The sequence below is a fragment of the Mesorhizobium sp. C120A genome (assembly GCF_030323105.1).
Lineage (GTDB): Bacteria > Pseudomonadota > Alphaproteobacteria > Rhizobiales > Rhizobiaceae > Mesorhizobium.
The window spans coordinates 2,390,228-2,415,621 of sequence record NZ_CP100476.1 but is presented as its reverse complement, the minus strand read 5'-3'; the positions used below and the strand labels follow the sequence as shown (position 1 = coordinate 2,415,621).

27 protein-coding genes and 1 pseudogene are annotated in these 25,394 nt (G+C 58.3%); 16 read left to right on the top strand and 12 right to left on the bottom strand.

Going from position 1 to position 25,394, the window contains the following annotated elements; genetic code table 11:
* Positions 1 to 40: 40 nt before the first annotated feature.
* Entirely contained in the window at positions 41 to 307 is a 267-nt protein-coding gene (locus NL532_RS11835; RefSeq protein ID WP_023670883.1) for an acyl carrier protein, read from the top strand.
* A 53-nt stretch (positions 308 to 360) separates the two neighbouring features.
* On the opposite strand, the gene NL532_RS11830 is transcribed toward NL532_RS11835, so the two are convergent.
* On the bottom strand, positions 361 to 1,053 hold the full coding sequence (locus tag NL532_RS11830; protein ID WP_023825308.1) for a N5-glutamine methyltransferase family protein: 693 nt from the start codon (positions 1,051 to 1,053) through the stop codon (positions 361 to 363).
* A 485-nt stretch (positions 1,054 to 1,538) separates the two neighbouring features.
* Between NL532_RS11830 and NL532_RS11825 the strand changes: the two genes are divergently transcribed.
* Positions 1,539 to 1,910 carry a response regulator gene (locus NL532_RS11825; RefSeq protein ID WP_023670881.1) on the top strand — a complete coding sequence of 124 codons (372 nt, stop codon included), beginning with the start codon at positions 1,539 to 1,541 and terminating at the stop codon, positions 1,908 to 1,910.
* A gap of 372 nt (positions 1,911 to 2,282) precedes the next feature.
* Positions 2,283 to 2,486 carry a hypothetical protein gene (locus NL532_RS11820; protein ID WP_155921622.1) on the top strand — a complete coding sequence of 68 codons (204 nt, stop codon included), beginning with the start codon at positions 2,283 to 2,285 and terminating at the stop codon, positions 2,484 to 2,486.
* A 174-nt stretch (positions 2,487 to 2,660) separates the two neighbouring features.
* On the opposite strand, the gene NL532_RS11815 is transcribed toward NL532_RS11820, so the two are convergent.
* Entirely contained in the window at positions 2,661 to 2,846 is a 186-nt protein-coding gene (locus tag NL532_RS11815) for a hypothetical protein (RefSeq protein WP_023697125.1), read from the bottom strand.
* A 638-nt stretch (positions 2,847 to 3,484) separates the two neighbouring features.
* Positions 3,485 to 3,676 carry a hypothetical protein gene (locus NL532_RS11810; protein WP_023670878.1) on the bottom strand — a complete coding sequence of 64 codons (192 nt, stop codon included), beginning with the start codon at positions 3,674 to 3,676 and terminating at the stop codon, positions 3,485 to 3,487.
* Positions 3,677 to 3,827: 151 nt separating this feature from the next.
* Here NL532_RS11810 and NL532_RS11805 point away from each other — a divergent pair, with 151 nt between their 5' ends.
* Positions 3,828 to 4,151 (top strand): tyrosine-type recombinase/integrase, encoded by a 324-nt coding sequence (locus NL532_RS11805; RefSeq protein ID WP_023830102.1) that lies wholly within the window; start codon positions 3,828 to 3,830, stop codon positions 4,149 to 4,151.
* A gap of 469 nt (positions 4,152 to 4,620) precedes the next feature.
* Here NL532_RS11805 and NL532_RS11800 read toward each other — a convergent pair whose 3' ends face one another.
* A complete protein-coding gene (locus NL532_RS11800) occupies positions 4,621 to 5,091 on the bottom strand; it encodes a hypothetical protein (RefSeq protein ID WP_023830103.1) in 471 nt (156 codons plus the stop codon).
* Positions 5,092 to 5,112: 21 nt separating this feature from the next.
* Between NL532_RS11800 and NL532_RS11795 the strand changes: the two genes are divergently transcribed.
* The 5 genes from NL532_RS11795 (at position 5,113) to NL532_RS11775 (ending at position 8,923) form a co-directional block, all read left to right on the top strand.
* Positions 5,113 to 6,270, top strand: coding sequence for a hypothetical protein (locus NL532_RS11795; protein ID WP_023830104.1), 1,158 nt, complete (start codon positions 5,113 to 5,115; stop codon positions 6,268 to 6,270).
* Positions 6,267 to 6,704, top strand: coding sequence for a hypothetical protein (locus NL532_RS11790; RefSeq protein ID WP_081731099.1), 438 nt, complete (start codon positions 6,267 to 6,269; stop codon positions 6,702 to 6,704). Before NL532_RS11795 ends, NL532_RS11790 begins: the two co-directional genes overlap by 4 nt.
* A 556-nt stretch (positions 6,705 to 7,260) precedes the next feature.
* The gene (locus tag NL532_RS11785) at positions 7,261 to 7,653 is read left to right on the top strand and encodes a hypothetical protein (protein ID WP_023830105.1); all 393 of its coding nucleotides are present in this window, start codon (positions 7,261 to 7,263) and stop codon (positions 7,651 to 7,653) included.
* Between the two features lie 15 nt (positions 7,654 to 7,668).
* A complete protein-coding gene (locus tag NL532_RS11780; protein ID WP_023830106.1) occupies positions 7,669 to 8,142 on the top strand; it encodes a hypothetical protein in 474 nt (157 codons plus the stop codon).
* Positions 8,143 to 8,440: 298 nt separating this feature from the next.
* Positions 8,441 to 8,923 (top strand): hypothetical protein, encoded by a 483-nt coding sequence (locus tag NL532_RS11775; protein WP_023830107.1) that lies wholly within the window; start codon positions 8,441 to 8,443, stop codon positions 8,921 to 8,923.
* A 450-nt stretch (positions 8,924 to 9,373) separates the two neighbouring features.
* Here NL532_RS11775 and NL532_RS11770 read toward each other — a convergent pair whose 3' ends face one another.
* Complete coding sequence (locus NL532_RS11770) at positions 9,374 to 10,234, bottom strand: DUF3800 domain-containing protein (protein ID WP_023830108.1); 861 nt, start codon at positions 10,232 to 10,234, stop codon at positions 9,374 to 9,376.
* Positions 10,235 to 10,652: 418 nt separating this feature from the next.
* Between NL532_RS11770 and NL532_RS11765 the strand changes: the two genes are divergently transcribed.
* Positions 10,653 to 11,099, top strand: a complete 447-nt coding sequence (locus NL532_RS11765; RefSeq protein WP_031203568.1) for a hypothetical protein — start codon at positions 10,653 to 10,655, stop codon at positions 11,097 to 11,099.
* On the opposite strand, the gene NL532_RS11760 is transcribed toward NL532_RS11765, so the two are convergent.
* Positions 11,075 to 11,953, bottom strand: a complete 879-nt coding sequence (locus NL532_RS11760; RefSeq protein WP_023830110.1) for a DUF4365 domain-containing protein — start codon at positions 11,951 to 11,953, stop codon at positions 11,075 to 11,077. The genes NL532_RS11765 and NL532_RS11760 overlap by 25 nt on opposite strands.
* A gap of 822 nt (positions 11,954 to 12,775) precedes the next feature.
* Here NL532_RS11760 and NL532_RS11755 point away from each other — a divergent pair.
* The 3 genes from NL532_RS11755 (at position 12,776) to NL532_RS11745 (ending at position 15,235) form a co-directional block, all read left to right on the top strand.
* On the top strand, positions 12,776 to 13,171 hold the full coding sequence (locus tag NL532_RS11755; protein ID WP_023830112.1) for a hypothetical protein: 396 nt from the start codon (positions 12,776 to 12,778) through the stop codon (positions 13,169 to 13,171).
* Between the two features lie 148 nt (positions 13,172 to 13,319).
* Entirely contained in the window at positions 13,320 to 13,820 is a 501-nt protein-coding gene (locus NL532_RS11750) for a hypothetical protein (protein ID WP_031203569.1), read from the top strand.
* Positions 13,820 to 15,235 (top strand): trypsin-like serine protease, encoded by a 1,416-nt coding sequence (locus NL532_RS11745; protein WP_023830114.1) that lies wholly within the window; start codon positions 13,820 to 13,822, stop codon positions 15,233 to 15,235. The genes NL532_RS11750 and NL532_RS11745 overlap by 1 nt, the downstream gene beginning before the upstream one ends.
* A 408-nt stretch (positions 15,236 to 15,643) precedes the next feature.
* Here NL532_RS11745 and NL532_RS11740 read toward each other — a convergent pair whose 3' ends face one another.
* On the bottom strand, positions 15,644 to 16,291 hold the full coding sequence (locus NL532_RS11740) for a TetR/AcrR family transcriptional regulator (protein WP_023830115.1): 648 nt from the start codon (positions 16,289 to 16,291) through the stop codon (positions 15,644 to 15,646).
* Positions 16,292 to 16,520: 229 nt separating this feature from the next.
* On the opposite strand from NL532_RS11740, the pseudogene NL532_RS11735 reads away from it, so the two are divergent.
* Together NL532_RS11735 and NL532_RS11730 are read left to right on the top strand one after the other, a co-directional pair.
* Positions 16,521 to 17,416, top strand: a pseudogene (locus NL532_RS11735) (NAD(P)/FAD-dependent oxidoreductase).
* Between the two features lie 21 nt (positions 17,417 to 17,437).
* Positions 17,438 to 17,911 (top strand): methyltransferase family protein, encoded by a 474-nt coding sequence (locus tag NL532_RS11730; protein ID WP_023828035.1) that lies wholly within the window; start codon positions 17,438 to 17,440, stop codon positions 17,909 to 17,911.
* A gap of 408 nt (positions 17,912 to 18,319) precedes the next feature.
* Here NL532_RS11730 and NL532_RS11725 read toward each other — a convergent pair whose 3' ends face one another.
* On the bottom strand, positions 18,320 to 19,507 hold the full coding sequence (locus NL532_RS11725; RefSeq protein WP_023828036.1) for a DUF3800 domain-containing protein: 1,188 nt from the start codon (positions 19,505 to 19,507) through the stop codon (positions 18,320 to 18,322).
* A 705-nt stretch (positions 19,508 to 20,212) separates the two neighbouring features.
* Between NL532_RS11725 and NL532_RS11720 the strand changes: the two genes are divergently transcribed.
* Positions 20,213 to 21,214: a hypothetical protein gene (locus NL532_RS11720; protein ID WP_050590913.1), complete on the top strand. Its 1,002-nt coding sequence runs from the start codon at positions 20,213 to 20,215 to the stop codon at positions 21,212 to 21,214.
* 338 nt (positions 21,215 to 21,552) lie between these two features.
* Here the strand turns inward: NL532_RS11720 and NL532_RS11715 are convergent, their stop codons facing one another.
* From NL532_RS11715 to NL532_RS11700, 4 genes are read right to left on the bottom strand one after another with little or no spacing between them, the layout of a single operon-like run.
* Entirely contained in the window at positions 21,553 to 22,887 is a 1,335-nt protein-coding gene (locus NL532_RS11715) for a hypothetical protein (protein WP_023828038.1), read from the bottom strand.
* Positions 22,887 to 23,600 (bottom strand): TfuA-like protein, encoded by a 714-nt coding sequence (locus tag NL532_RS11710; protein ID WP_023828039.1) that lies wholly within the window; start codon positions 23,598 to 23,600, stop codon positions 22,887 to 22,889. The genes NL532_RS11715 and NL532_RS11710 overlap by 1 nt, the downstream gene beginning before the upstream one ends.
* Complete coding sequence (locus NL532_RS11705) at positions 23,597 to 24,850, bottom strand: YcaO-like family protein (protein WP_023828040.1); 1,254 nt, start codon at positions 24,848 to 24,850, stop codon at positions 23,597 to 23,599. Before NL532_RS11705 ends, NL532_RS11710 begins: the two co-directional genes overlap by 4 nt.
* A 4-nt stretch (positions 24,851 to 24,854) precedes the next feature.
* Complete coding sequence (locus NL532_RS11700) at positions 24,855 to 25,388, bottom strand: hypothetical protein (RefSeq protein WP_023828041.1); 534 nt, start codon at positions 25,386 to 25,388, stop codon at positions 24,855 to 24,857.
* Positions 25,389 to 25,394: the final 6 nt, after the last annotated feature.

The window sequence follows — 25,394 nt, the reverse complement described above, 5'->3', positions numbered from 1 at the left end:
AAGTCGCTGATTTAATGGTGACGCCACGGAGGACGAATTCATGTTGACCATCAAGGAACGCACCGGAATCTACAGCGAGCAGATTCGTAGTTTCTTGGTTTCAAATTTCTACGTCAGCGACGTCAAGGCATTGCTGGATGACGCATCCTTGCTCGATCAAGGCATTGTCGACTCGACGGGTGTGCTTGAGATTATCGGCTTCATCGAGGAGACCTTTGGCATTACCGTCGAGGATAGCGAACTTCTGCCTGAAAACCTCGATTCCATCCAGGGGATCGAGCAATACATCATCCGCAAAATGAACTGATGAGTAAGCGTAACGCCCAGAGCAGCCCGTATTTGGTCTGACTGTCGCAGGATTCATGCCTGCGACTTGACTTGCCCCAGAACCACCCGGCCCTCGCCCGCTTCGTTCGAGACCGAACGGATGTTCTCGAATGCCTTGCTGCGTTCCAGCAGACCCGCTACCTGTCGGTCTTGGCCAAGCCCGACCTCGAAGAGCAGGATGCCGCCACGCCGCAGGTATCGCGGTGCGTCTTTCAGTACGCGCATATGAATGCTCAGGCCGTAAGGGCCGGCTGCGAACGCCTCGCGCGGCTCAAGCTCGATCAGATGGGCGCGGTCGCCCTCGAGCCGCTTTTCAGAAATGTAAGGCGGATTGCAGACGATTACGTCGATAGTTCCGTCTAGCCCAAGGCCGATGAGAGAGTCGAACAAGTCGCCCTGAAGCACCGAAAGACGCTCAGCCATGCCGTGATTTGAGGTGTTGCGGCGTGCCGTTTCGACGCATTCATCGGTGAGATCGCTTGCCCAGACAAGGGCGCTGGGCACATGGTAGGCGATCGCGCACGCCAGATTCCCAGTGCCGCAGCACATATCAACTATGCGCGGAGCCGGCAGGTTCATCTGATGCAACACACCAAGCGCGGTCTTGCCGAGCAACTCGGTCTCAGGTCTGGGGACGAGCGCACCGGGCGAAACCAGCAGTTCAAGTCCCATGAACATGGCGCGGCCGGCGCCATAGGCATCAGCTACACTGAACTCTTTGCTCATGGCGACCCCATCGCTTGATCTCCCCAGTATAGATCTGCGGCGCTCATGCGCCAGCCAAACCTGCTCCGAAATCATGAATTCTCAAGCCTTTCCTTCGAAAAACTGCAGGCACAAACTCGGTGCATCGCACTTCTGACGCTCATTGACCGATTGCAATCTCAGGTCGCCCAAGATGGAGAGAGAGGTGCTGCTCATGCTTTGAAGAGCCAATGGCGCGGTACGGCGGCTTTTAGATTTTGTGGATCGTGGAGAGGGGTAAACGCCTATCCAACTCTGATGGAGCGGAGGCGCGGACCGCAGCCCCATTGACGCGCTAATCTTCGGCTCCGGTAATTCAGCAAGTGGTCGGTGGAAGCGCCTCCGCTCCAGCATCAGCCTCACCTTGCTGCATGGAGAGGTTACCTATAGGTTTGCGGACATGTCGAAACAACTGTCCGAAGGTCTCGGATCGACATCTCATTTCCGGTCAATCGCAGAGAGGGGCCGTGAGCGAAAGCGTGAGTGTTCTGATTGTTGAGGATCAATGGCTAGTCGCGCAGGACACTGCCGCGCGGCTGCGTCGCGCCGGTTATCAGGTGGTCGGACCTGTGCCGTCGGTATCCGCCGCTCTGCGTCTTGTCGAATCGGACAAGATTGACGTGGCGTTGCTAGACATCCAGCTGAACGGTGAAACGGGTCTGCCGGTGGCGAGGATATTGCAGGCGCGAGGCATCCCCTTTGCCTTCTTGTCGGGATTTGGCCCCGCCGACGTTCCCGCGGCTTTCCGCGACTGCAGATTCCTGCCGAAGCCGGCAACCGATGCTGTCATCCTTGCTGCTGTCAGCGAGTTGGCGTCCCTGCGCACAGCTTCGCGCTGACATTCGCTCCGCCGCATTATTACCGGAGTTGCGCCCTGGCGACCTGGTAGGCCGGACGAGGTCAGTCTCACAAAGGGCAACATTGGCGCTTTGGCCAGGAGGACGGCGGACTACGACCGGCGAGGACGGAAATTCAGCGTTCAAAAAGCATCCGCCGGGGTTCCACTTCTCGGCCTGTTGGCGGCGATTTGGACTTAGGTCCGATCCCGGTCGCCAGAGGTCGGATTGCGGAACATCTGCCAAGGACCCACGTTCGGGGTTTGAGCACGGAGGTGCCTGGCCGATCTCGAAGCGCAAGTTTCACGGGCAACTGTTGGGGAGTGTCGTAGTGCCGATTTCAAACGATATGGGGGACGAGTACCTGGAACTGGAATGTCCAAACTGTTCTCATGTCATCATAAAAAAGGGATCGTGGTTGAAGGTGATATCCAACTTCAACTGCACCCAATGCCATGCAAAAATCAGAATTGGTTATATGACCAAGCTCGCGCTTTTCGAGAAAAAAAGGCAAAGCATGAACCCGGCTGCGCAGTGAGCGTCCTGGCGGCCCGACAGTCGTTTGGGGTGGTGCGTTGAACCGTCGGGCCTGACCGGCCCGATGGCGGGGGAGCCAAGCCGGCTGGGTGAATCGTATACATTAGATCATGCTTATCAAGCCCAAATCCGCGGCGCGACATCGCCTGGTGGAGCAAACGGTGAACCCCGCGCCCGTATACGCGCTAGCAGGAACGTCGGCGGTCAACATGCCGCTCATTCGTAGAGAGTGCGAACAGCTTCATCAAACAGCTCCACCTCGGCTTCAACCTTTTCAGCCGCTTTATCGACCTTCTCGAAACGCTTCAGCATTCGATTGTGGAGCATGGACAAGCGTGCGGCATGGTAGACCACGCTGCGCTTGTAACCTTCAGAGTCGAGTGGTTCGAACAACATTGTCATGGCAGAAATCCTCAATGTTTTTCGTCCTGCAATCCTTCCCTAGTAAACCGCCAATTAACTCTTTCGTTCCGCTGGTGATGCGAAGGCGCCCGAATGAATAACTCGTTGCGCTGTCTCCAGACTGCACGAGCGTGATTCGTCTGTCTGAGGTTAGGCCCCAAGGCTTGCGCTTGCCTCGCCTGTTCGGCTCATGCTGCGTCAGTCACGACATCGACGGCCAGCTTCAGTTCAATCGCTTTGGGCGTGAGTTGAATACCGGCGCTGCCAAGAATTGCCGAATGATCATCCTGCTGTGGAGGGACCGCCGAACCCGTCAGGAGCGACGAACCGAGCCGGCTTGGATAGTCGCCCCGCCGCAAGGACGCGAGCGATCGAAGATCACGTCGGCAGGTGCTCTGCCCTCTCTAGGAAGCCGGCGCCGCGCGCACTTACTGAAAAAACCCAAACAGAATAAGAGCGAGAAAGGCAAACAGCAGCGCTGCAGCCGCTAGCAACACACCTTTGTTGGAGCCGCGCCGAGGTTGAGGGTCAGGCACGAGTTTTTTCCGGTTTGGGAGTTCATTCATTGGACATTAATTTGCGGCTGCAAATTAGGTTCCGCTCATGCTTGAATGCCTACAATGCCGCCCCACAGCGCCCTACAGGCGCACGACCTTCGCTAGCCCTAGGCGTATCCGCTGGCCTTCTGCAAAGGACAACGCGAACGATTCCTGATTGAATGACCGGGCAATTTCCTGATCTTTCTCAACCACGCGGACGAACCATTCGCCGCAGGTTTCTGTCACTTCGACGCAAGGCACGGCCTTGCGGAATGGAACCACGTTATCCATCACAGCCGACCTACGAGCAATGGCAACATCGGTCTTATAAGGCCACCGAATTCGGGATTTCAATAAAAAAGTCGGTACGTGATCATGTAATTTACGGGATCAAGTAATTAGTGAGCAGCGGATCGCATTTGAAGTCCGCTAACGATCACCTATGTGCTCACCGAAGCATTGGGGCTCGGCCGACACGGTGATTTTGAACGCCTACGGCAATTCCTTCTCGGAGAGGTCGCTGACCGGCATGATGGCGCACTGGAGCAAGATGGCGAGCATGGGGCCCGGCTGCACGCTGCATGGACTTCGGAAGACGCTGGGGAAGTACCTGGCCAAGGAGGGCGCGACCCCGAAACAATCGGCAGGCATTCTCGGCCACGACGACCTGGACCACGTAGAGCTTTACAGCAAGGACGGAGCAGGAGCGGCTCGCCGTGGATGGCATGGCGAAGCTTCTGAAGCGGTTTGTCTAACCGATGTCTAACCGGGTCGTCTACCCTCGACGCAAAGCCTTATGCATCAAGGCGACTGGTGGGCCCGGAGGATGTTTGGAAAAGAAGCTAAATCAAGCAGTTAGGAACTAGTGGGACAGCAAAGCATTCAAATCTGCTCCAATGTTTTTCGATGTTCTTGTCCCACCTACACCGCTGCATTTCGCCCGATGAACGCCTCACTCGCCCTATCTCGCGAACAAGGATCGTGACGGTGTTTCAGTCTCTCATCGGAAAGTTGCGCTAGCACCATTAACGACGTTCTTCGACGAGCAAGGAGCGTCTCGATTGGGCGGAAAGCGGAAAGGCTGCTTCGGGGAGCACGACTATAAAACCGGGCATTCGTTAAAGATGTCGCTGCGCCAATCAGTCGAGGTTCAGCAGTTCGACGCTCTGACTAACCCGTTTCAGCCACCGCCTGACCCGACCACATGAGCCGCCCAGAGCGTACCGACGGATCGATCATGTTATTCGTCGCTTAGATAGAATGAGGAAGTGGACGGAGAATCCGATTGGTAACGCGTTCCAAAGAGCAGCTGCGTAAAGCTCATTCGGAAAGCGCAGCGAGCGATGCATCGCCCTTTGCAATGTGTTGCCAAAGCTCTGGGACAGCATGGCAGAAGACATGGAGGTTTGAGCGGAAGCGTGCCGCCTCTTGCCGCTCCAGCTTGCCGTTGGCGATTTCAACCAGCCAATCGCCGACAGCCTTGCACCACTCGTCTTTGTCCTCGCGCGAGGCGAAGCCCCCAGCGCAACCCGCACCTGACTTTCAGCATCCGCGATTAGATCCCCGCGGCGGGCTAACGCGCGTGTCAAAATCCGTATCTCGTCTGCGAGTTCGGTATGTCGCGCTGATGCAGCGATGGCGGCAAGGCCCATGATGAGCGTGAAAGAAATGTCATTGGCCTGCGTGAATGCCAGGCGATACTGCATTTTGCGTAGCAGGCCAGCGATATGGCTGGCTATCTCGGTGTCGAAGCGAAAAGTCAGAGAGAAGTTTACAACGCTTGCAAAGACTCTAGCTTCGAGAACTTTTTCACCATTGGGTTTGCGCAGCTCTCCCAGCGGATCAGCAGTAGCGATCTTGGGACGGCGAAACCGGCACCCCACGAACCTGAGGACGTTCAACTTGACGATGTGTGCGCATTGGCACACGTTGGCGCCAGCAGCCACATACTTGTTTTGATGTTACGGCAGAGAATGAAAACCGGAGCGGCACCTGAACTGACCCAACGCCAAGTTCTTGTGAATTTGGGCAATCGCTACGTGCTCTTTGGTCCTGATGCTACGCGGCCAGAAGCTCTCAAATTTCACCCTGACAAAGACTCCGAACTTCTGCCTCGGGTGTCAGACGAAAGTGAAGTCGCCGGCGAGAGGATCATCGAAACCGCTCGGGCATCCGACGTTGATACGCTTCAACCTGCCAATGATGCGACCGGCTACGACCTCGTTGCTCAAGATAGCAGAGGTCACCGTACGTATATCCAAGTCAAGGTAAGAGAGCGCGATCCAAAAGCGAGGGACTTCGAGGAGCTACTAAAGCAAATCACTACCGTTCCAGAAGCCGAGTCAAGCGCTGAGGTCTGGTACTTCAATATCGAGCGTTTAAAGCTTGCGATACTCACGCAAGATTCTAAAGGCTACCTAAAACAAACCATTCTAAAACCTCTCGACGTTTGGGAAAAAACAGAAAGTGGAATATTTCGAAGAGAGCAAGTCGTTGAGAGGGTAGAAGATTGGACCCAACGAATTGCAGCACTTTATGCAGACATCGAGCGCTGGCTTTCAGATCGGGCCAATCTGAAGATTGAACAAGCCAGGTCAGTTGTGATGTCTGAGGAGCTAATGCAGAAATATGCGGTTCCAGAACGCGAAATTGCAATCCTTGACGTTCTCGAAAAAACCGAGCCAGTTTTAAGCTTCGTACCCCGTGCTTTATACGTCTTCGGAGCGCGCGGCCGTGTCGATGTTATTACGAGGAACGGGACTCATCTTCTTGTAGACCAAGGCGTGCAAGGCAGACCGAATTGGCGGCTGGTCTCACAGGAGTCCCGAAGGGAGACGATAGCGTTCGATGAGACGGCACTGGAATCTCTGGTCGGAGCACAATGACCAAGCTCACCTATACGAAGCGGGCATATGACAAACTCGCTGATCTCATAGACCAGGAGATTCGAAAGCGAAGTGGTTCGGCAAAGGACCTTGAACGTTTTCGACAGTCATTAGATGTAGCCTTTTATCTACTTGGTTGGGCTCAGTTCGAGTATCTTGTTCGGAAGGAGGCAGAGGATCAAGTATCGAACAATGCGAGAGCCCATGGTTTAGATGGTCATGCATGGCGTTTTCTGAAGGAAAATATGAAATCACTTTCAGTACGCCGCCGCCTAGACATAATATTCCATGCAGAACCAAAAGCGCGGTCAGAGCTAGACCGGGACTACGATGTTCGAAATGATGCGGCACACGACTATAAACACCTGCCGCAGGAAGTTCGAGATATATCCGCGTGGCTTGGAAAATTGGAAACGCTTGTCGACAAATTCTAGATTATAAAGCTGTCTCGCCTAGTACGGGACAGGCCTCAGATCTTCGATCGCGCGATAAATATGCCGACCTAGTTGCCTGACACGAGCGAGCAATTCGCATGCGCTGCGGACTTGGTCGAGAATCTTGATCTTTAGACCGTCAACCAGCTATCTATGACTATAATGAATTCTTAGAAGGCAGTGGAAAGGGCCCTGTTCCGAACGGCAGGGGGGAACATCGCCACTGCAGTGTCTTGTTACGGGAAGGCGGGCCAAACAGTCTCTACGGCCGCTATGGGCGCATTGCAGACTGGCGGCCCGGGGCCGTAAGCAGCTCGTCCGTTTTCGGGATCAAGGCGCCAACAAGCGGTCGTTCCGCTGACGACTTCACTTGCCGCTGTTCGCTTGGCGATTCATTGGCCCAAATAGCATCGCGACCCTCTGGCGATCTTGAAGGCCGTTCCAGTCTAATAGGATTGAACATATCACTGATTATCACTGATCATTAATTGACAAAAGTTATTACAACGCTTATACCGCCTTCATGCCCGGATGAGCCGGGCCGTGGGAAAACCAAATGGCTACTTTTGACCCTACCAAATACCAGCAATTCCCCAATGGACCGTTGACGCCGCAAACGATCCAACGCCTTGTGGCGGTCAAACAAAGAACCGGGATGGCTTATGCCGCTTTGGGTGGCAAACTTGGTTTCAGTGGAACATTCTTGCATAATCTGATGAACAGGAATGCAAACGTTGGCACTCAGCATGTTGAGCGGATCGCTACTGCGATCGATCTCCTGGAAAACCCGGATCAGTTGGCCGAGGCTCCTGCGAATGAGGCGGGTATGCTCCAACACAGCTTCCATCTCCGCCCCGGCCTTCAGATTAGAATCGATCTGCCCCACGATCTGACAGACCGGGAAGCCGATCGATTGGCCCGGTTTGTTCAATCTCTCCCCGTCGCATGAGCAGAAAGCAAGACCATGACCCATATTGCCGCCGCACGCGCCATGAAGATGATAGAGGGGTGCGTTGATCCGAAGAGCCTCAGGCAAATCGCCGCAAATGCCCGTCGAAAAGGCGAGCAGGCTGTTGCCCGCGCAGCTGATTTGCGTCTCTATGAAATCCTTCCATCGGAAAAGCCGGGCACATTTGAGCACGATGTATGGCGAAGCATCCACGCGTTGGAAGGTACCCTTACGGGCGAACGCGAAAGGACGACGCGGTTGGGGCGAACACGTCCAAAAATCGCCCGAGTGGGCGAGTTAGAGACGATCAAGGATCTGATCCTTGGCGCGAAACCATCGGAGGGTTTCTTCATGCTCATCGAACGCCAAATGGCCCAGCTGACTTTCGAAGCGGTCGCCCTGCGACATCCTGACAGGTTTGACGACTCGGTGTTGGATGCCGCAGCGGCACGATTGAGATCGGTAGGAATTGAAGTCGATCGGCCTTAAAGACGGTTGGTAGCTTTAATCAAGCTGGAACTGAAAGCTGCCCTCCGCAACCCACAAACAACAGCCCTGAAGCCGGACAAACGCCGCAGGCCCGCTATGGCATCGGGTCTCAGTTCCTTCCGCCAGGACGAGCGTATCCCCTTCTGAAACTGACCTAGTATGGGCCGACGCGCTCGGTGACCATGATGCTGGGCCACTCTCTTCGATGATGTCCGGCGGTGCGCCTGGCGCGTTGATCTAGTTCGGCACGCCTGCAGGGCTCGGTTACAATGAGGCTTTCTAGTTAAGGGAGATTGCGATGGAAGAGAAAGACATTGCCGACTTCATGTTGAAGGCCTCGAAGTTTGAGTTCTTCTTAGTCAATCGAGACGCATCGTTAGCCCATACAAACGCCGTTGGTGGGCTCATCGTCATCACCGGCGTCAATTGGACACGAGTGGCGCAACGCGTCGAAGCAAATTTCCCTTTTCACTCGTTCGACTTTGCCAGTTCCGGTTTCGAGATTTTCGCTCAAACGGCGCCGCAATACCTCGTCATAAAGCACGACGGTCGCCTTGGTTGGGATTGCGACAACGAGCCAATAGCATCTTGGGACTGGCTCCTCTCGCGTAGCTACGCTCAACTCCGCAACAACGTCGCTCACGGCAACAAGCACCAGATGCCTGCACCTTTCACCTACGATCGAACAGCACGATTCTTGCCGGCCGGTATCGCCCTCATGAACTTCATCGCAAACCGAGTTTTCTCAGAAATCGATTGGGATACTCCAATTTTCAGCTAGCCTTTCAACGTTGCGTGCCCCCTTGCAGCGGACGTACTCTATCTCACATTCGCTCGGCCGAATCCGCTGCCAGAGTTTTCGGCACACACGGGCGAAGATCCCCGGCGCGACGGATCGAAGAAGGATGCGGCTCCCGCTTCGCTTGTGCGCCCGCCGCGCATATCCTTGTCCGTGCCACCCCCATCCTCGCCGAAGGCGGTTCAACGCCTCTTTGTTCCGTTCCAATCGTGGGACTTCGACGACGTCTGTTTTCGGTCGGTCAACCTCGGCCGGAGTGAATGGTATATGGCGGGGAACAGAACCTCGAGTGATTAGCCCTAGACGTTGCTTTCCTTCCCCTTCGTGGAGCTGCGTAATCGGTAAGCCTCAACTTCTGTAATCCTTTGGGCGCAGGTCTTTCGCTCGCCACAGTCCGTCGGGATCGGGGGCTAGCAGACCAGCCAGGTGCATTCACTTGCCGTCGAGAGGCCGTGGCGGGAGACCCTTCGCAACCCTATCGGCGGAAAGCCAGTCCTCATAGCTCCGTCGTTCAAGCTCACCCGGAGTCGTCCAACGCATTGGCAGATTCAGGATGTTAAGTCTCGCTGCGGCGCGGAGAATTAGCTCGTCTGCCCTGCCGAACATTGGCCCCGGGTTCCTATTCGCCGCGACCCATTGCGACCGGGTGATGATGAAGGCAGCGAAGTCGGCCAGCTGTATACCTGGGACATCTGCAGATCTGCGGAAGCACGCCTTCGGCCCCTCGATTACGTCCGACCAGTTTGGCAACTTGCGATCGCGGCCCGCAGTCATGACCCCCTCGTCGACGTAGAGGGGGAGAGGAAGTTCGAAGGCCTGGGGGCAATCGTCCTTCATGGTGCGGATTTGAATCGAAACCTGGGAGCAAAGCAGCAAGAGTCCGAAGTGGGAGATGTCTTCTAGATTCCAGCCGCCGACGCGCTTGCCTTCAAGGAAGCGCAGAAGATCCGGATGATCAAGAAGTGTAAAGTCGCTGACAGTCTGGTGCACGATGGGGAGGCTGAGCCGATCCATGAGATCTGCCATGATGCCGAGCATCTCCGCGCGCCTAGGGGGGTTGACCGACTTCCACGGCCCCTCGCCGCTGTAGATATTGGTGAAGTGCAATTCCTCGGCGCCAAACTCGTCCCGTACGCCCTTCAGGAAGATATCCATGGCGCCCTGAACGACGCCGGCGATCGCCGACGGCACGATCACGGCGGTCCAAGATTTTCGCGAGGAGGGCAGGAAGTCCGACCCCGAATCGACACCAGGATTTCCGGAATCGTCGACGTAGATAGCTCCTTCTATCAACGGTCGCCTCCTTGCAATCCGTTAGAATTTAGCCGGAATCCCGGCGGACGGCTAAGTCCGACCTGCCCCATCCGTACACATTCACGGACGTGGTTACGAGCGAGATGAACCGACCGCAGCTTTGGGCAGAAGCGAACGGTGCCGAACGGCCAAGGGGCGGCGCATCGTTGCTCGGCAGCCTAGGGGCCGCTATCGGCCTGGCAGCTTTCAGGATTACTGGCAAGAGAATGCCGACCCTGGCGAAGTTAAGCGGGGAAATGTGCCCGCAGGCGCTTACGAACGCCAGAAAGCTCCATTACCATAAGCCCGACCTGCATTTTCTATCGGGCGCAGGTGGGGGTTGTACGTGCCGATCGGGTATCATTGTTCAAACGAGGACTATGAAGATCGCCGGATCGTTGTGTCTGGCCGCGATAACATGGACGGTTTGACCGAAATCGAGAAAAAGGCCGAGCTGTTTCTAAGAGCTGCACACGAGGAGGGTGAGGCTCTGAGAAAGGGCGCGCTGTATCTGTGGCAGGACTTGCGGGTGGCAAAATACCTTTGGAAGTTACGTGGCAAAACTTCTGCCCCGAGAAAATATCTCTACACAATGGAATACGATGAAGCGGATTTCATTCACGCTGGCGACCTGCGATACTACACAGTGCTTAAAGATGCCGTGAAGGAGGGTAAGCCACTGGAAGACGCCACTGCAGCACGCTATTGGAATGGCCCCCGCGCCGAGGCGCCTCAAATGGAAATCCTTGTGACGAAAGCCACTGTCAAAAGCCGAATAGAGCTTCCGCAGACTCCCGCCGACGTAATGCGCAAATTTTTTGAGCAGGTGAAAAGGGATAGTCAGTCGTCGTCGCGAATGCGGTAAATCCAACCATCATCCTCCTCATCGTCGCGGATGGGCTGGTCAGGCGTTTCGTCGGTAATGCCCTCTCGAAAGAATCTTTCGGCTTCCAGATAGGCCTTAGCTTCCGGCCTCAAAGAAACCAGGAGGGTAAAGATGTCAGCTTCGCCGGAAACATCCCATTTGGTGGAATCGTCCTCGTATTGATAGGTGAGCCATGGGAATAGATTCTGCATGGCGAGGCCGATGTCATCAGTAGGATACCAGCCTCCCACTTTTATCGGCTCTTCGTCCTCAAAGATGAAGCGGGCGTTGCGGAGGCTCAGGCTTTTATTGAACCAGTATTCCCAGATCATCTTGGCATCGGCGCCAACAAAGCGCTCCATCAGAGGCGCGTCCAGGCTGAAGCGGAGGCGCAGCTGGCCTTCTTCGTCCAGGTCGGGGCCAGCTGCAAGGTCCCCTGCGGCGCTGGCATTGAGCGCGTTATCGCGAGGAACGACAATGCTCCACCCTTTATCTGTTACCTTGCAAAGGCGCTCTTCAATTCGCTGGTAAAGGGTAACGCCGGTTTCCGGGTTATGGAGAATGAGAAACATGGGTAGGACGTGGTTCGTCCAATATTTTAGGTGGCGCATTTCTCCGTAAAACACGTACCCTTCTTTGATTTCCCGCTTGAAGAACGAGGTGCCGCTCTTGATTTGAAGCGCGATAAGTTTGCCAGTGGGCATGTCGTCTTCAGTAATCTCGACCTCGGCATCGACCCCGAAATCCAGAACCTTTTGCTCTCGAAAGAGCCAGCGGAATTGCTTCGTGAAGATCGTGTCGGCGGCAATAACGCCTTCTCGCTCCGTTAGGGCGGAACCAACGACGCTCGCCATTGGCTACTCCGCAGCAGGCGATCGCGAAGCGCTGTGCTTCGCATAGGTCGCCCACGTCCGCTTGCAGTTATCGTCAGGCACCCCGATAAGATCTGCCCACTCGTTCGGATGCGCGGTCGAAATCCCGCCAGCGGCGTTGCGCCACTCGTGGATCTCGTGTGTTTCGCGGATGTCTCCGGGAATCAGATGCACCGTGACCATAGCGGGCGGAGATTGCTTGCACGCGTTCGAAAACGCAATTCACCTGGAAATAAAAAACGGCGTTCAAAAGTGCGCCTGTGTAGTCTAGCCCTAGCCTAAGCCTTTTTCACCATCATCCATATCTTCTCCCAGTCCAGGGTTTCCATGTGATGCAGGCGCAGCGTTACTGCGGAGCTCCCATGAACAACCTTATAGGTGACCACCGCGTGTGGAGGCAGCACGTTCCTCATTTGTGGAGCGAACGCCTGTCTCGATTTTTCACCCGGGCAACGGATCGGTGCGCCCCAAAGAAGAAATAGCGGGAAATAGCGGATAAGCGCAGTCCTGCGCGCGTCCGCAACAGCGAACGATTGGCGAGCACTGGACCAAGGAAACTCGCTTTCGACGCTGCCGGCCCCCTTTGCACGGGTAACCGATCAAACCACCTGTAACGCCCGTGTCACGCCACTGGTGAGACAACGCGCTCTGTCAGCAACCCGCAAGCGAACGGCGGGCTGCGGCCAAGGCATCCAATGCCGGTTCGTCCCCAGCACAACGGCTCCTTCCGTCGCGCTGGCATCCTCCCAAGCGAACCGGCTTGCCTTGCGATCTTGAAACGCGGTCGAGGCACAGGTGGTTCAAATGCGCGTCCTCACATTGCTTCTCTTCATCTTCACCGCCGTAACGCCGACTGGCGCGGCAGGAATTTTCATCGGTGACTTCTGCATCGACGGTGCGACTACGCCGGCAGACAGCCACCAGACGATTTATATGGCCGACGGCAAATGGACACGCATGGCTCTAAAGCCGCGTACGCGTCCGGCGTTGAAGGTTTGGGCGCTCGCCTGCCCAGGGCGCGATATCGAGACCTGCGATGCGGAACTGTCGCGCCAACTCAAATCCGATCGTTGGAACCTCGATGAGGCCGTAATCGACGCCGCCGAACGGCTCTCCGGGAGGGTGCCGCGCCCTCGCGCCGGCGGCGTGGATTTTCCTACCGCGTTGACCAACCCCGGCGCCTTCATCGCTGATCACTGACCGGCGCTATCACACCCTCTCCGCTCGAGGGCGAACTCGTCACCATCGGCGCGATCGTCGCGCCCGATGATTAGCGTCTTCTCAGCCGCATGCTGGGTATCTCGCAGAATTAGCCGGCTCTGTCATGAACAAACCAAGGAGGAGAAAAATGCCAATATCGTTCCGCGTATTTCCCAAGATAACCAATGTTTGTGTGGGTGCAGCCTCGCTGCTTGGCCTGTGTTCCTGCGCAGCCTACACCCCCGTCGACGTGGCGAAACCTAGCAACATAACGCTGGTCGAAGCGACGCGCGAGATCGGCAAGAGTTTGGTCGTGTTGAAGCAGGAGCTCGATCAAAATCATATGCGGGCGGGCCTTCTCATCGACGAGGTCAACGCGACATTGAAGGTGACGGCAAACGCCACCCAGGGCGGCTCGCAGAAGCTCACCGTGGACGTTGCCAACACGGCCTTGGCGGGTGTCGGTCTGGGCGCCACCGTGACTGGCGAACAGACCTCTACCGGCTACCGCGAGAACACGATCAGCCTGAAGTTCAAGAACATTTACACCACGACGCTTAATGCGCCGGGGACCGCCAAGATCGGCAAGGACGGCGGCGACATCACAATATTTTCCTGCACCGAATCCGGTGCGTGCGGAGGCCGGTGATGCGCTCCCCCAGAACGATCCTCTGGACGATCGCGGCGCTTGCCTCCATGCTCCCCAATTGCGTTCTGGCTGCGGATTTTTCTATCTCGTCGACGTCGACGAACACTACGTTTTCCTCAGTATCCGACGGCCAGCCGCAAACCGCTAGCGGCACCGGCCCGGTCAGCACACGGGCCGATGGGACCATGGCGAGCATGTGCACCCCTTATGGGCGCTTCAGTACGGCATCCGCCGACGCCGGCGTCTCGTACTCCGATCAGAGCGCCGATGGTATGTTCGTCGAGCTGCGTGCCTCCGCCTTTGCTGCGGGCGGACATTACCGCACATGCGGCTTCTGCGGTCCGAACGATCAATGCGTCCTTATCGACGGACACGATACAACTGCGCGCAGCGAGGGCGGTGCCGTCAGCGTAACCAAGATCGAGTTCAGCCAAGAGCTCAACCACTCCGCCTATACGATAGCCGTGGCGGCAACCGGCGCCACGAGCGAATTGTCGATTGGGCTCAAGGCGCCGGACGGCACGACCACCTCGGTCGACTCAAGCCACGCGGCTGCGTTGAACGTGGAGCCCAAGGAAGGGGACGTCTACTTCCTGACGGTCGGCACTCACGTGGCGGCAAGCAATGCCGGCGGTTGCTGCGAGAGCCGAGCTGAGCATTCATCGGCCGTCAAGGTCAGCGTTACCCCCCATGCGATCATTGCGTCCGAAGAGCCGCTCGATCCGTACATTCTTGGCGGAACGCCGGTGGCGGACGGCCTGTACGACTCCGTCGTCGGTATTCTGCTTGACGGCAGGATCCATTGCTCGGGCGTGGTGGTCGGCAAACGTACGGTGTTGACTGCGGCGCATTGCATCGACGGCTACGAAACCGCGATAGCTGAAGGCAAGGTCCAGCTGTTTCTTGGCAATAGCGTCTTCGAGCATGGCGCCCTGAAACAGGTAGTCGACGCGGCCTTTCCGAAGGGCGAAATGGGCATCCAATACAAGCGCACCAGGAACTCAATCCAGCATGATATCGGCCTCATGTACACCGCTGCGGACATCGGCGCTCCCAATGCCGCGCTACACAAACTCGACCCGACCTGGTCCGATATCAAGAAGAGCTATTCCGCCGAGCTTACCTTTGTCGGCTTTGGCCTCAAGGTTATGAAAGGCGGAAAGGGATCTGGCGCCGGCGTCAAGCGGGAAGCGACATGGCGTTACTCGGACCTCGACACTTTCAATTTCTACTTCAAAGGGCAGGCATCAAACACCTGTAGCGGCGATTCAGGCGGCCCAGCCTTTCTGCGTGAGCAGAAGAGCGGCGACCTTATTTTGGTCGGCATTACCTCGGCTGGAGATCAGAATTGTACGCGCGGAATCGAGATGCGCGTTGACGCGCATAACCAGTGGATCGACAGCCGATTGCAATAGAGGCCGGATCGGCTGCCAGTATCTATCCTTCCAACTCACCGCCTTTGTCCGCAACAGCGGACGATTGAGGGGACTTGTGGTCAGCTGCACGAACTCGGATGCCAACAAGGTCAAAGTCGCACCAGAAGCGGTCCTCCTCAGACCATCTCTGAATGTCGCGTGCGGGGCCGACTGCGGCCTGTCCGGAATCGGCTCGGTTTCGCGACAAGCCGACGTTCGGCCATCGACCTCATCCCAGTCATTCAGGCCCCTGGATGATCTCCCTGAGAGCAGACACTGCAGCGTTAAAGCTAGCCTCTCTCCTACATGAGTGGGGCGAGGGGGCTTCACCAGGGCTGGTTAGCCGGGCCGACGCTGGACGCATTGACGATTAGGTCGCCGGGGACGTCGATGGAGAAGTCGACCAATCTATCCGTCTGGTTGGTTGTTGCCACTATGCGCGGCGATGAACATGGCGACGGCCGACCGGCAATAGGATTCGATTTCGTTATCGTCCTCTGCTCTCGCCTCATCGAAGCGTGCGATAATCAGGAGATCGGACCCTTTGAAAAGCGCGGCAAACAAGCGGGCGGACCGGAGAGGATCGGGCACGTTTAGAACCGCCTTCGCGTGCAAGTGACGCAACAGGGTCTCGATTTGGGCGATGATGAGGGCGGGGCCGGCTTCGTAATGGAGCTTGCTCAACGACTTTTGATTCGTCGTGTCGGCCATGACCATGGCTTCGACATTGCGGACCTCCGGCCGCAACAGCGTGCGAAGCAGCGATGATCCCACCGCCATGAGCTGATCTTCGGCCGAACCGTCGACGCCTTCAAAAAGGGCCCGTGGTATTAACTGATGGCAGCGGGCCGCAAACGCCGCGCCAAACAGCGCCTCTTTGTTCTCGAAGTGCCTGTAGATGCTGAGCTTGGAGATCTTCGCTCGCTGGGCGACCTTGTCCAATGTCGTCGCTTGAAAACCCAGTTCCGCAAAGAGTTCTCCCGCGGCGTCGACGATCGTTAGGCCAAGCGCTTCATTGGCGGGCCGGCCGCGCCGGCCTTGTCTGTTTTCGATCACGACGATTCCAGTCCTTGACAGTATCGTAATTCTCGCATTACGATACCATTTAGTATCTGAAATATGCAAGCGCATTTGTCGGACGATCGCCGACCTGAAACACAAGAGACCCATGCAACGACGAACCCTGCTGAAGCTGGCCGCGGCGCTTTCCGCCATCGGCATCGCTCGCGCCCAAGCCACCGCCAAGCCCAACCCAACCCCCTCCATCCACAACACGGAGCCCATCATGGATGACGTCATCATCATCGGCGGCAGCTTTGCCGGTCTCGCCGGTGCCCTGCAACTCGGCCGTGCCCGCCGTAAGGTCACCGTTCTCGATACCGGCCTGCCGCGCACCGCTTCGCCGGCCACTCGCATGGCCTGCTCGGCCACGATCACAAGCCACCGCTGGACATCCTGGCCGAGGCGCGGCGGCAGCTGGCGCGCTATCCCACGATCAAGCTGGTCAATGCCCGGGCCGACAGCCTCTCCGGGGCCATCGACGATTTCTCCGTCCTCACTGGCGATGGCGGAAGCCTCGGCGCGCGCCGCCTGATCCTGAGCTATGGCGTCGCCGACCAGATGCCTGATGTTCCGGGCTTTGCCGAAGGTTGGGGCACGTCCATCGTGCCCTGCCCCTATTGCGACGGCTTTGAAGTCGCCGGCCAGCATTGGGGCCTCGTCTGGTCCGGCCCACAGTCGATGAATCAGGTCAGGCTGTTCCACGATTGGACCGACAGGTTGACGGTCTTCGCCGATGGTCACGACATTCCGCCCGATATCCGGGCCGGTCTGGCGCGCCGCAACATACCTGTCGTCGACGGCCGGATCAGCGAGATCGCCCATCACGGGGGGCATAACGCCACCGTCAAGCTCGATACCGGCCCCAAAGTCGCGGTCGACATCCTGTTCGCGCATCCGCGCAACAAGCCGTCCGCAAGCCTGCACGAATCACTGGGCCTCGCCACGGTCGATACGCCCCTCGGCGTAATCCTCAAGGTCGACGAGCGCCGCGAAACCAGCATGCCCGGCATCTACGCCGCGGGCGACCTCGCCAACCCCCTCACGCCGCCATCGGTCACCCTGGCAATATCGCACGGCGCGACGGCTGGGATCTCCGCCCAGCAGTCGATGCTGGTTTGAGAGCACAGATTGGAGATGAGCATGGCCGTCGAACCGGACAGCGCGGGTGTGCGCTTCCCTCCGCCCTTCGTCTATCTGGGAGCGCTGCTGTTAGGGCTGGCGGCGGAGCAATTCGTTACCCTGCGCTCTTTCGGCATCGACTGGCGGTTGCTGGTCGCGACGGGCGCGCCGCTGTTCGTTGCCGGCGCGGCGATGATGCTTGCGGCGGCGGGGATGTTCCGGCGGCTGGGCACCAACGTTCCGCCGTCGCAGCCAACGACCCTCATCGCAACGACCGGTCCTTATCGGTGGACCCGCAATCCCATGTATCTCGGAATGGCGCTTATCTATGCCGGCCTTGCGATCGGCTTCGACGGGCCGATCGCCTTCGCCTTGCTCCCGTTGGTGCTGATCGCGATCCAGACGCAGGTGATCGACCGCGAGGAGCGCTATCTCGAAGCGAAGTTCGGCGACGACTACCGCCGCTATAAGGACGAGGTTCGCCGCTGGTTTTGACTAGCCAGCCGCTGCCGCCTGCGGGGCCGAGAAATCGTCATGCCTGACATGGCCGCAGGCCATCGTGACGGCATCGGGCCTGTGTCACGGCGAACCGACTGGCCGGCCGGCACCTTTCACCCTTAAGGTGGCGATACGTTGGTCAACCGGACACTCGTCTTGCACGGTTTCCAGAACCATCCACCGGCTGAGAACGTCTGCCTTCTCAGGTCGTGGATCGAAAACCAGTCAGTCCGCTTTCCACCCCGGTCAAGCCGACCACATCCAGCGATCTCGATACTTGCCCCCTTCCGGCAGCCGTCGACCTCATTGTGGTCGTTCCAAGGTCATCGACGGTTTCGCGAAAGCCGCCGTTCCCGATACGCCCGACTGTCGGCGTAGTCGGGTGACCGCCACAACTATTTGCCGTCAAGTGACCACACCCTCAGTTCGCCTCCCTGCCTTCTCGATGCCGTGAGCGGCGACGAGAGCCTGACGCTGTGCTTCCATGTCCGCCGACAGCTTGCGCCCTTCAGCGAGTTGCTCCTCAGGCATGTCGGCATCCATAATTTTGCCGAGCTCGGCTTCAACCTGCCTACCGACGCCTTCGAACGAGAAATCGTTCTGGTAAGCGCGCTGCATAACCCAGTTCAGCAGTTTTGCAGTGTCCTGTCCGATTTCCTTTCCGCTGAAGACGCGCTTGAAGCACCACAGGACGACGTCGACCACCTGCAGACCTGCACTCTCCTCTTCAGTGGCCGTCCGGAACGTGCTCCCGGTCACCTTCTGGACCATCAACGGCTTGCTTTCGCCTGGCCATAAAAGTCCCTCTGTATTCGCAAGCTCGGGCTTGGAGACGGTCGCATGCCAGGTCGCAAACACCTCTTCGACCTCAGCCTGCTTGTCGTGGACGATCTCGCGAACAGGCCGCTTCCAACGCTCCGACGCATTCTGCAGACCCTCCAGCAGGCTCGTGAACGCTACGAAATTCGGCGAATGCTGATACCGCCGAGCCTTCTCTGACATATGGGTCGAGAACTCCTCCGGATTGGCGATCGCCCACTCAAGCGCGTCAGTGATGATCTCGCGGCTGCGGGCATCAGGTACGAACTGAACATTATCCAGCATAGCTTCTGCGCCCTGAACGAAGTGCTTCTTCGAGGTAAACTCACTTTTGGCCGTCACGCAGTCCCAAACGATCGACGCGATTTCCGGCGTAATGACGAAGCTCGCCATCTTGAACGTAAGCAGAAGGCGCAGATGGCGAAGCCAGTAAGCCGACCACGGCACCGCCTTGTTCTCACCCTGATCGAAATAGACGTCGATCACCTTGCAGGCGGCGAGGTACTTCTTCTCGACGCGGGAGACGAAGAAGCGGCAGTCCGTCTTTTTCAGGAGCTTCAGGAGGTCGGGCGCGATCTGTTCGATCTTGGCTACACCGAGGACGTTCGCATGCAAGGCGTTCGTACCAACCTTCTTGGCAATGGCAGCGATGCTCGCCTTCGCAACGAGGTCGAAATTTGTCTTGGTCATGAAGGCTGCGGTGATAAACAACGGCTGCTCTTCGTCGAAGAGGTTATTCAGCGTGTTGCCTGTCTCATCTACGTACGCCCACATTCCTTTTCTCCAGTCAGAGGGGCGCGGCTTGTAGCATAACATGCGGCAGATTCACCAACTCTTTTCATAATACACTTCCGTACATCGCCCATGGACCGCAAGCGACCACCGTCGGTTGTGCAAAACGAGGCGCGCTTGCCATTCTGTGGCGCAGTGCGTGCGCATTGGCCTGGCGCCGCAGAACATCTGTTTCTGGCGTCGATTAGGATTGCTTGTACGGCCGATAGGGCTGTTGCCCGTCGACGTACGACGGTCGCCTGAATGGCCGCTTCCCAATACTGATGGCCAAAAGCGGTCGGTCAGCAATCCACCCCGTCTTGGACGTTGACGACGACCTAAACGACTGAGGCTGGGAGGGACTTCCAGAGGCAGATCCTGCGCTGACTCCGGACTGTCCGGTTGTGGACGAGACACTGAGAAGGCCGACGTTCGGCCAACGCCCCCTTTGCAGCCACCTCAGTCGTGTTCGCCCTAACTTCGGAACGGACCTTCGCTAGAGACGCTGGAGCCGCCACAGAGATCGCGTCGCGGTCAATTCATTCCTTGACTGCGAAACTAGAGGCTGCGGCCTGCGCAGCCTTGGCAAGCCGAGGTGTGTCGCTTCGCCCGTTGCCAGCTGCGTCCCTCGCCAGTAACCTGCAGTGACGTGCCATAGAGCGCGCCGTTTGCGATCTTTCTGCATCGGTGGTTGCAGGGAGAAGCGTGATGCCGCCGACGGGATCAGATCAGGAAATTCGTCGGTTTCAGCCGTCGATGACGTTCGCCAGCAGCCCCGCAATCGAATCTTGGCTGCAATCTTGGGCAGACGACGGTCCGACGCTATACTTCCTCGACATCTGTGCCGCGAACGTCGTGAAGCTGACGCGTGAATCGGTCGAGCACGATGCCAGAAAGGCGGACCTGGTCAATCGCCTGAGAAGGCTCGACCGACCACAGAACTCCTTCTCCTACTTGCTGGCGCTCATCGAGAAGGTCAACGACCCGCGCAGTCGGATGACCGACCAGGAGCTGGAGGCGCAGATCTGCGCGGACGTAGCGGCCATTCGCGCCTTCTTTTCGCATGCCCGCGTGATTGAGCAGGACGACTTCCTCATCGGCTACGCGCGCGATCTCCGCGGCACGCCGCACGAACTGGCGCAGGATGCGTACCTGCAGTTCTTAAGGGTCATCAACGGCCGGTTCAAGCTCGGTAACCCCATTGCGAAGTCGAGGCGGTTGCAGACGGCCGAAGCAATCCTGAAGGAGGCGGATGGGCTATCGATTGCGCGAAGTCATCCGGTGGTGCTGGTCGTCCTGGGCAGCCTCTACGGAAATGCCGCCGCGAAGAAAGTCCTGAAGTTCAAGGCTGACGTCACGCGTTTCGAGGCCGAGAACTCGCTGGCCGACATCATGGTGATCTCGCGTTTCCTGCAACGGAAGCTCGCTATCGAACAGCCGAATCCGGAGGGACAGACTACCTTCGCGCAGTGCGTGGTCATCACTGACGACACAGGGCTTGCCGGGATTCTAGGGTGCTTCGAAGGGCAGGCGGTCCAGTCGGAACAAAGCGGTTCAACGCACCGAACTCACATAACCACTTCGGTGAGGTTCGACCTGCTGTTCCCCGAACTGCCGACTCAAGATTCGAACGCCGCGACTAGAGCGGCATCACCAGCACGCGCGATCCTCAACGAAGCTTCGAGACTTCGCGACCTGCTGGAGGTCTGAAGTCCCGAGGGACGTGTGGAACATCCACCCCTTATGGGCGAAGCGAGTTCGGCTTGGTCTGGTTCTTGATGTTCGAAGATCGCCTCCTAGAGACCCGTGGCAGAGGAAGGCCCTTGATTTCGAAGGCGCATTCTCAGGCTACCTAAAAAGGCAGCTTTGCGCATCATTGATCCAAAGGCCGACCGGCAGAAAACCACCCGACCCTATGGCCCCTGCCCATCTGACCGCTCTGCGAGTCGCGAAATCTCGCCGTAGTGGCCAGGTAGGGGCCTGCTTGTGACGGGCGAGTACGCAACCACTGGCAAAATCGATTTCGATTGCGCCGAAATCCCACGAAGCTATTTCTCGGGGCAGGATTTCTCTGGAACTCCGTCGCATACCGACTTCAACCTTCGCATGCTCGCAAAGTACCTTTTGAGGCCGCTCACGGAGTCTGAAAAGCAGCCATCTTTGTCGGGCCAGAACTCATCGTTCTCTCCGTGGTGCCAGCTTGGTGGCATGGTGTCGTTGGCGGCGTTGCCAAGGACCGTCGAACAGTAGGAAGTGCGCGTACGTGGAATATCGTGGCACCTCATGCAGGCACCGCCTTCTCCGGTCGAATCCACAGGCGCCGGGTTGATCCAACTCAGCAGCGGCGCGCCGAACTCTACGAATGCGAACTGATCGCTATTTGTCTTGTCGGCATTCGGATTGAGAATTTCGCCCAAGCGCATTCCTGGATGGACGATGAGCGGATTGTCTCCAAGATGGCACAGGTTGCAATCATCATCGTAATCGGCTGGATGTGCAAGTTGGTCAAAGCTGGTTGAAAGCATCGTCGCTTCGTCGATGCGCTGGGTACTTCCATCTTTTCCGTAAACTATATTGTCGAAGAAACAGGCATATTTTCGGCCTGCATCCGTACAGATCGTTCCAATCAGCGGGACGGGTTGATTTCCATGCTCGTCCGGATACGCCTCGCGCAGCAAGGTCACGCACATGCCCTGACTGCCCGCGTCGTATTTCCAAAGCGTCAATTTCTTCTTTATGTCCTTGCCGAAGAAGTATTTGCCTGCATCGGCTGCGAGATCGAAGGGACTGGACCAGTGCCCTCCGCTGGATATCGCGTCAGGCACGGGAACCTGCGCCGTTCGGCAGTTGTCCAGGTATTGCTTGACGTACTGCGCGTATTTGCCCGGCGTCTGCGTGACCCAGCCATTCGCGGCCAACAGGTCTCTCGCGCCGCTGTGCTCGACGATTTCGTTGACGTTGCTTCCTCCGATCTGAGCCAAAAGGCGCCGGGCGATGCGGCTTTGCTCGTCCACCGTAACGTCGACAGAGATTGCTGCCGCGAGTTCGACCAGGACAATATCGCGTTCCACCGCGTGGGCGCCGGCGCTTGCGATCGGCAACAGCTGGCTCTGTTGCGCATATCTGCTTCGCTCGGCATCAACCAGGCGATCTTCGGCGCAATTGCGCACCTGCGTCATCGTCGGCCCGACGGTATCCGGAGTGACCTTGACCTCGTCGCCCGTCGCCAGGTCGTACACCATTCCGTAGGCGGCGCCATATGCGCAGGGTTCTCCTTCTTTGCCGGCAGCGGGCACCGGTCGAAGATACCAAACGACCGGAAGGGTGACGAACGCGAGCACCAGCACGGCGCCCGCCGTAAAACGTCCACGCGTGTCCATCATCAATCCCCCATCCCGGCTATCAGCTTGGAAAAGAACCTTGTTTCCAGGAACGCCGTGTCGATACGGCCGTCCCGGCGCCCAGTTCCATGCAGTGCTTCGAGGAGCAGCTGGGCGTCGCGGGCCTTCAATCCCGGGCCGTTGCCTGCAATCCAGCGCGTGATCCTTTGCGAGCAGCCAGTGTCCGCTCCGGCTGCCGATAGCAGGCTGGGCCACGTTCGCGACTTGAAGAACATGGCTCTCGCCTGGCCAACGATCTCGTCGCGCAACGTATCGGACAATTCTCCGGCCGCGTGCATGCGGGCGACCGCGTCTTCCACATCGACCAGCGCTACGCTGAGCGGGACATAGCCGAGCTCCATCGGCCCATGGATCAGGGCGACGTCCGCATCGGCGCTTCGCCTGCCGGCGAGAAAGTCCTCGAACACCTGCCCGATACCGATCATGCCGAATGCCGCGCACTCGGCTGCTCGAATGGCCCCCATGCTGGACGCCCCCAGGACCGTACAGCCGGACGCCAAGGCGAACAGGATTTCCTTGTGCCAGACGGCCGGGCCGGACTCGAACGTTCCGTCGATGAGCCCGATGACGCCACGGCCCTCCCTAGCCGCCCTCAGCAGATCGCCGCAACCCGCCGGCGGCGCGAGCTCGACGCAGCTGTCGCTCGGCAACTGGAGGCCGTGCAGGCTGGGTCCGGCAAAGACAATGGGCTTCACGAATGCATCCACCTGCGCAACAGCTTGTCGCCAGCTCGGCCGGTGCGGGCGTTGCCTGTCACGGCCTCGAAGGCAACCAGATCGTCGGCCAGGACCCGCACGACTTCGAAGCCATAGCGGCAACCGCCGAGAGGAAAGGCATAGACGTCGCCAATGCCTGCTGCGAACACTGCCGCAAGAAGCACGGCGAGGTCATCCGATCCATCCTGGCCAGATTCTTCAGCAGGCCGCTCGTCGGAGAACCGGTGGCCGCCGAAAAGAGCTTCGGTCCCCGGTCTCAGTTGCCGGTGATACTCCTCGGCATAGAGATCGTCTCGCGCCCCAGAGATATATGTCAGCCGGCTTTGCACAGCCTCGAGCAGGGCCGCTAACGCGGCATCCTCCACGGTGGACCTGCAGGCTGATCCGCAGAAATACGCAAGGCCGGCCTGATCTCCATGGCGAGGCTTCAGGGCGGCCATGACAACCGGCATGGCGATGTCGTCCGAGACTTGCACGAAGCGTGCCTCGATATCCCGCCCCGCCAGCTTTTCGATCGCCCAAGCGATCCCTGTCGCGCGGGGACGATTGAAGATCACGTCGCGACGCTCGGCCGGCGCGCCGCCGGCAAGCGGACCGAAAATGGCATCCTCCTCGACCAGTTCCCGCAGCCCGTGCAGGATGGCGCTCCCCAGGTCGCCCCCCGCGGCAAGGCCGAGTGACGACATTCGAAAGTCGCGCGTATTCCACGGCGCCGAGGAAACCATATCCATGCCGACGAGCTCATAAGGCGCGAATACCGGCTCGCCCGTCCTCAGCGACAGGCCCATCACCCAGCCAAGCTCGGCCTCCTGGGTCAGGCGGCGAGCTGCGCAGCGGGTCTGCCGCTCGAGTGGTATGCTGCGCAGCCCCTGCCGGGCGACGGCGGCCCGGCTGGCAACGAAGCTGACGAGAAGCGATGCCTCCTCCGCGATGGCTTGTTCGGCGCTCTCCATCACTGCCGACAGCCATGCGCCCTCTTCGGTGACCCCTTTGCCGTTGGCGATGCATAGCGACCGCGAGGCAGGCCTGGCTGCGAACCAGACCGGAATGCCGATGTGGTCCAAGCCAGTGATATCCCCGACGCGTGTGATGCCGAGCCGTGCCAACTCCGGCTCGAGCATCGCGCGCGACAGTCTTTTGCATGCCGCTGGATTGCCGCATTGCAGATCTGCGTAAAGCATCCGAAGCGCGGCCAGCGCTGCGGCCACATCGGCCGCCTGCTTGATCACCGGTTCAGGGCTTCCACGGTTGCAGTGGATCGAGCTCGCTGGGCGCAAGATTGCCGATGTGGAATTGCAGCGGCTTGGTTGCGTTGGCGGCCAGGTAGTCCGCAATCTCCGAGGCCGGCTCAGTGTTGCGCCCCTTCGCGACTATTTCCGCAGGATCGACATCCAGCGCGACGCAGAAATCCACATCGCACACATTGCCACCGTTTCTGATGATCCTGCCGATAGTCCTGGCATAGTCGGCCTCGGCGAACGCGGCCTCCTCCTGAGCGAGCGAAAAGTCGCCGTGCTTTCCTTGGTCGATCTGATTCAATCTTTGCTTCAGCTGCACCACCTCGACCCCACGCAGATGCGGCACCAGATCCTTGACTATCGCGGCCATGGAGACGAGGGGCTCCTGCCCACTCATGTCGTTGTGTTCCGCCTTTTTGAGATCTTCGGCAGAGTAGTAAACAACCATCACCGGATCGGTGATGACGATTGTGAGACCGAGATCGCGATCTCCGATGATGAAGGCCCTGGATGGCTTCAGATTTTTCATTGCACT

Coding starts and splice junctions, on each gene's coding strand:
- NL532_RS11835 (WP_023670883.1), top strand. CDS start 41: ATGTTGACCATCAAGGAACGCACCGGAATCTACAGCGAGCAGATTCGT.
- NL532_RS11830 (WP_023825308.1), bottom strand. CDS start 1,053: ATGAGCAAAGAGTTCAGTGTAGCTGATGCCTATGGCGCCGGCCGCGCC.
- NL532_RS11820 (WP_155921622.1), top strand. CDS start 2,283: ATGTCCAAACTGTTCTCATGTCATCATAAAAAAGGGATCGTGGTTGAA.
- NL532_RS11815 (WP_023697125.1), bottom strand. CDS start 2,846: ATGACAATGTTGTTCGAACCACTCGACTCTGAAGGTTACAAGCGCAGC.
- NL532_RS11810 (WP_023670878.1), bottom strand. CDS start 3,676: ATGGATAACGTGGTTCCATTCCGCAAGGCCGTGCCTTGCGTCGAAGTG.
- NL532_RS11805 (WP_023830102.1), top strand. CDS start 3,828: ATGTGCTCACCGAAGCATTGGGGCTCGGCCGACACGGTGATTTTGAAC.
- NL532_RS11800 (WP_023830103.1), bottom strand. CDS start 5,091: ATGCAGTATCGCCTGGCATTCACGCAGGCCAATGACATTTCTTTCACG.
- NL532_RS11795 (WP_023830104.1), top strand. CDS start 5,113: ATGGCTGGCTATCTCGGTGTCGAAGCGAAAAGTCAGAGAGAAGTTTAC.
- NL532_RS11790 (WP_081731099.1), top strand. CDS start 6,267: ATGACCAAGCTCACCTATACGAAGCGGGCATATGACAAACTCGCTGAT.
- NL532_RS11785 (WP_023830105.1), top strand. CDS start 7,261: ATGGCTACTTTTGACCCTACCAAATACCAGCAATTCCCCAATGGACCG.
- NL532_RS11780 (WP_023830106.1), top strand. CDS start 7,669: ATGACCCATATTGCCGCCGCACGCGCCATGAAGATGATAGAGGGGTGC.
- NL532_RS11775 (WP_023830107.1), top strand. CDS start 8,441: ATGGAAGAGAAAGACATTGCCGACTTCATGTTGAAGGCCTCGAAGTTT.
- NL532_RS11765 (WP_031203568.1), top strand. CDS start 10,653: ATGGACGGTTTGACCGAAATCGAGAAAAAGGCCGAGCTGTTTCTAAGA.
- NL532_RS11760 (WP_023830110.1), bottom strand. CDS start 11,953: ATGGCGAGCGTCGTTGGTTCCGCCCTAACGGAGCGAGAAGGCGTTATT.
- NL532_RS11755 (WP_023830112.1), top strand. CDS start 12,776: ATGCGCGTCCTCACATTGCTTCTCTTCATCTTCACCGCCGTAACGCCG.
- NL532_RS11750 (WP_031203569.1), top strand. CDS start 13,320: ATGCCAATATCGTTCCGCGTATTTCCCAAGATAACCAATGTTTGTGTG.
- NL532_RS11745 (WP_023830114.1), top strand. CDS start 13,820: ATGCGCTCCCCCAGAACGATCCTCTGGACGATCGCGGCGCTTGCCTCC.
- NL532_RS11730 (WP_023828035.1), top strand. CDS start 17,438: ATGGCCGTCGAACCGGACAGCGCGGGTGTGCGCTTCCCTCCGCCCTTC.
- NL532_RS11725 (WP_023828036.1), bottom strand. CDS start 19,507: ATGTGGGCGTACGTAGATGAGACAGGCAACACGCTGAATAACCTCTTC.
- NL532_RS11720 (WP_050590913.1), top strand. CDS start 20,213: ATGCCGCCGACGGGATCAGATCAGGAAATTCGTCGGTTTCAGCCGTCG.
- NL532_RS11715 (WP_023828038.1), bottom strand. CDS start 22,887: ATGATGGACACGCGTGGACGTTTTACGGCGGGCGCCGTGCTGGTGCTC.
- NL532_RS11700 (WP_023828041.1), bottom strand. CDS start 25,388: ATGAAAAATCTGAAGCCATCCAGGGCCTTCATCATCGGAGATCGCGAT.